A 4,622-nucleotide genomic window follows, 5' to 3' on the forward strand; every position below is an offset into this window, starting at 1 on the left:
AGGTAGGACTCCGGGAGGTCTACCTCGCGCACACGGGTCTACCTCGTGCCCGACGGCGGGCCCCGGCTCGCGGCGTTCGGCGTCCGATTCGGTCCTCACGCCCTGAGCGGGTATCCTTCTGCAGCCGGGACTTCCCGGCTGGGTAGCGTGTCCGAGTGGCCTAAGGAGCACGCCTCGAAAGCGTGTGTGGGTGAAAGTCCACCGTGAGTTCGAATCTCACCGCTACCGCAAGCACGAAGGGTCCCGACCAGTGGTCGGGGCCCTTCGTCGTTCCCGAGTGCTCATCGAAGGTCTGGGGCGGGCCGGGGTAGAGGCGGGGTCTCTGCTTCGGGGTCCGCCGACAACTGTCGACGCTGCCTCACCACCACCCGCCACCCACCCGGGGTGTCGCGGCGAGGTCGGCCCTGACACCCGCAAAAACCGACGACGTCCCGACCTGCCGTCCGGCAGGATGTACCGGCCGGGAGAGTCCCGCGACGACCACCGCGGGAGACCTGATGCACGACTACGACGAGTACGAGCGGATCCTCGGGGACGCAGACTCGACGACGCTCGACGCGCTGCGCACCCTCGGGCTCCTCCTCGGTTCCGGCGAGTCCGAGACGGTGAGCCAGAAGGCGTGGGCGGCCCGACGCATCGGTGTCCCTCAGACGGGGCTCGTCGCGGTCGACCACGTGGCGTCCACGACGGGGATCGCCGTCCTCGGGCACGTGCTCGGCGACCGGATGCAGCGCCACGGCGTCACGGAGGTCGGCGGCCCGGGGGACGGCGAACCGCCGACGTGGGCACCGCTCCAGATCGGGACCGTCGCCGAGCACATGGTGCCCGCTCGGCTCGTCGCGCACTTCCCGCCCGGCTCGATCGCACAGGTGCCGCTCTGCCTCGCGATCGACAACGAGTCCTACTCGCGCGAGCTCAAGGTCTATTCCCGCACCGAGGACCGCGCGCAGGCGCAGGACGTCATGCACGAGCTCCTGGCGCTCGCCCGCGGCGAGCTCAACCCGTACCGTTCGCGCGTCCTCGAGGCGAGCTTCGCCGACCACTCGGTCGTCCTGTCCGTCTCGGCAGCCGAGTCGGTCGACCGTTCGACGCTGGTCCTGCCGGACTCCCTGTGGCGCGAGGTGGACGTCTTTGTCGACGCCGCCACGTCGAAGCGCGACCTCATGCGGAGCCTGGGGCTGGGGACGACCCGGGGGCTGCTCCTCGCCGGGCCTCCCGGCGTCGGCAAGACGCACCTCGCGCGCGTCCTCGCGTCCGAGCTCAAGGGCGAGTTCACGGTGATCTTCGCGGACGCGGCCACCATGCGCAGCGCGATCCGTGACGTGTACGACGAGGGGGAGACGTTCGGCCCGCTGGTCGTCATCCTCGAGGACGTGGACCTCATCATCGGCCACCGCGAGAAGGCGTCCAACCCGGAGGCGCTCGCGGACTTCCTCGGGGCGCTCGACGGCATCAAGCAGCTCTCCGACGTCTTCACGATCGCGACGACGAACGATCCCGCGTCGATCGACCCGGCCGCCCAGCGCACCGCGCGCTTCGACACGATCCTCGCGCTGCCCCGGCCGGGCGTGACCGAGCGGGTCGCGATCCTCGAGCGGTACCTCGACCCGCTCGGCCTGGACCTCGACCTCGGGGCGACCGCACGTCTCCTCGACGGGTGCACGGGCTCGGACCTGCGCGAGGTCGCGCGCCGGGCGGTGCTCGAGCTGGGGACGTCGTTCGACGAGCGGGCGTTGCGAGACGTCGCCACGTCGGGACGGTGGAAGCCTCAGGCAGACGTCGGGCAGTACCTCTGACCGAGGCGTAGGGGTGTCGTCGGACCCCGTCGCCCGTCGCCGCAGAAGCTCGCCCTGTCGCGACATGTCCGGTCCGCCCGAGATGAACCGGCCGGTCGGGCCCATCGGTGGAAGAGTGTCCCCGTGACCTCGAACGACGCAGACAGCGCAGACGACCAGCCGAGACCGTCCGGTGCGTTCGCCGCAGCCCCCGACGTCGACTCGGTCTTCCCCGCGCGGCCGGCACCGGACCCGGCGGACCCGACCGCCCCGGCCACGCCCCAGCAGCCCGGCGACCACGACGCGGAGCGCGGGACGGATCACGACCCCGCCCCCACCCGCCGCCGCTGGTCGTTCGTTCGCGAGGTCGGCATCATTGTCGTGGCGGCGCTGATCATCTCGTTCCTCATCAAGACGTTCCTGGTCCAGCCGTTCGTGATCCCGAGCGAGTCGATGGAGGACACGCTCATCAAGGACGACCGGGTCCTGGCGTCGCGCCTGGTCCCGCGGTTCCTCGACGTGCACCGTGGCGACGTGGTGGTCTTCAAGGACCCGGGCGGCTGGCTCGCGAGCCAGCCGCAGGACGAGTCGACGGGCCTGGTCAAGGCGGGGGAGACGTTCCTGACGTTCATCGGCATCCGTCCGGTGGACGCGAACGAGCACCTCATCAAGCGGGTCGTCGGCCTGCCGGGGGACCACGTGACGTGCTGCGACGCGCAGGGTCGGGTCTCGGTCAACGGTGTGCCGATCGACGAGACGTACGTCAAGCCGGGTTCGGCCCCGAGCGAGATCCCGTTCGACGTGACGGTTCCCGAGGGGCACCTTTTCGTCCTGGGGGACAACCGCCAGAACTCGGGCGACTCGCGCTACAACACCGACAAGCCGGGGCAGGGGTTCGTGCCCATGGAGAACGTGGTGGGGACCGCCGTCGCGAAGGTGTGGCCGCTCGACCGTGCGGCGCTGATGCGCAACCCGGGCAGCGTGTTCGAGGACGTCCCGGAGCCCTGAGCGGACTCACCCGCACGACGACCCCGCCGCCCGGGCGCCTCGGCCCCGCATCCCCTAGCGTGAGGGCACTGCCCGCACGCAGAAGGGACTGCCCGTGTCGTGGAGCTCGACCCGACCTGTCGGAGGACTGCGCCGCGCGGCGCTCGGTGCGGGGGTCGCGGTGGCCGCCCTGGCGGTGGTCGCGGGGTGCACGGGATCGCCCTCGGCGTCCCCGGGCCCGACGCCGGAGCGCCCCTCCGCGGGCGCCTCGCCGTCAGAGCGGCCCACGCCGGCCCCCACCCCGACTCCCAGCCCGAAACCGACGCCCACGCCCACCCCGACTCCGACACGTGCCGCGTCGAACGTGCCCATGACGAGGCTCGCACCGGGCGAGAACCCGCCGCAGTTCGTCATCTTCTCGTTCGACGGTGCCGGATGGCACGACCGCTGGACCGAGTTCCGCGAGGCGGCGGCACAGGTCGACGCGCGGTTCACGGGGTTCCTCACGGGCATCTATCTGCTCACGGACGAGCACCGCGACGCCTACACGGGTCCGGGGCACCCGACGGGAAAGGCGTCGGTGAGCTTCGGGGGCGACGCGGCGACCGTGACGACGCTCGTGGGTGACCTCAACGCGGCGTACCTCGAGGGGCACGAGATCGGGACGCACTACAACGGGCACTTCTGCGCCGACAACCCGCCGGGCGGGGCGTCGTGGTCCACGGCCGACTGGAACAGCGAGCTCGACCAGTTCTTCGGGTTCTGGAACGGGTGGCAGGAGATCGACGGTCTGCAGGGCACGCCGCCGCTCGCGATCCCCGCGTCCGAGGTCAAGGGCGGCCGGACACCGTGCCTCGAGGGGACCTGGGACCAGATCGCCCCCGCGTGGGCGGCGCACGGGCTGACGTACGACTCGTCGATCCCGGGCAGCGGCATCGCGTGGCCCAAGCAGGAGTACGGCGTGTGGGAGTTCCGCATGCAGACCACGAGCTCGCCGACGCTCGGGAGCGTCATGGCCATGGACTACAACTTCTGGTACAAGTTCAACAAGGCGAAGAACCAGCCGGAGCGGGCCCCGGAGATCCGGGCCGCGGTCCTCGACACGTACCGCCACATGTACGACGCGGCCTTCACGGGCAACCGCGCGCCGGTGCTCGTGGCGAACCACTTCAACCAGTGGAGCGGCAACGCGTTCAACCCGGCGGCCAAGGACTTCATGCTCGAGGTGTGCGGCAAGCCAGAGACGATCTGCGCGACGTACCAGGACGTCATCGCGTGGATGAACCTGCAGGACCCTGCGGTGCTCGCCGAGCTCCAGGCCCGCCCGGCGGTGTACTGAGCCGTGGTCACGAGCGCGGGGCTCCTGCTCTACCGGGTCGCGGACGACGGCGCGGCCGAGGTGCTGCTCGGCCACATGGGCGGGCCGTTGTGGGCCCGGAAGGACGAGCGGGGATGGACGATCCCCAAGGGCGAGCACGCCTCCGACGAGGACGCTCACGACGCCGCGGTCCGCGAGTTCGGCGAGGAGCTGGGCTCGCCGCCGCCCGACGGTCCCGAGGTCGACCTGGGTGAGGTCCGGCAGCGCGCGGGCAAGACGGTCCGGGCGTGGGCGCGCCGGGCCGACTTCGACGTGAGCACCGCGGTGAGCAACTCGTTCGAGATGGAGTGGCCGCCGCGCTCGGGCCGCCGGGCGACGTTCCCGGAGCTGGACCGGGTCGCGTGGGTGCCGCTCGCGCGGGCGCGCGAGCTGGTGGTCGCGGGGCAGGTGGGTCTCCTGGACCGCCTCGAGGAGGCGCTCACGGAGCCGTGAGGTGCCCGACGACGGAGCGCGCCCCGGGCGGCCACCTCTCCGTCGTGAGG

The 4,622-nt window shown here is 71.6% G+C and carries 4 protein-coding genes and 1 tRNA gene; all 5 read left to right on the forward strand.

What is annotated here, in order from left to right; translation table 11 throughout:
- Positions 1-141: 141 nt before the first annotated feature.
- The 5 genes from ACFRCR_RS17035 to ACFRCR_RS17055 all read left to right on the forward strand — a co-directional run bounded on the left by ACFRCR_RS17035 (position 142) and on the right by ACFRCR_RS17055 (position 4,572).
- Positions 142-228 (forward strand) — tRNA-Ser (locus ACFRCR_RS17035).
- Positions 229-497: 269 nt separating this feature from the next.
- Complete coding sequence (locus ACFRCR_RS17040; protein WP_377679182.1) at positions 498-1,796, forward strand: AAA family ATPase; 1,299 nt, start codon at positions 498-500, stop codon at positions 1,794-1,796.
- A 123-nt stretch (positions 1,797-1,919) separates the two neighbouring features.
- On the forward strand, positions 1,920-2,783 hold the full coding sequence (gene lepB / locus ACFRCR_RS17045; protein ID WP_377679184.1) for a signal peptidase I: 864 nt from the start codon (positions 1,920-1,922) through the stop codon (positions 2,781-2,783).
- Between the two features lie 349 nt (positions 2,784-3,132).
- The gene (locus ACFRCR_RS17050) at positions 3,133-4,101 is read left to right on the forward strand and encodes a polysaccharide deacetylase (protein ID WP_377679186.1); all 969 of its coding nucleotides are present in this window, start codon (positions 3,133-3,135) and stop codon (positions 4,099-4,101) included.
- Positions 4,102-4,104: 3 nt separating this feature from the next.
- Positions 4,105-4,572: an NUDIX domain-containing protein gene (locus tag ACFRCR_RS17055; RefSeq protein ID WP_377679188.1), complete on the forward strand. Its 468-nt coding sequence runs from the start codon at positions 4,105-4,107 to the stop codon at positions 4,570-4,572.
- The last annotated feature ends 50 nt before the right edge of the window (positions 4,573-4,622 follow it).

Origin of the sequence: Oerskovia sp. NPDC056781 (assembly GCF_042789955.1) — a bacterium.
Classification (GTDB): Bacteria; Actinomycetota; Actinomycetes; order Actinomycetales; family Cellulomonadaceae; genus Oerskovia; species Oerskovia rustica.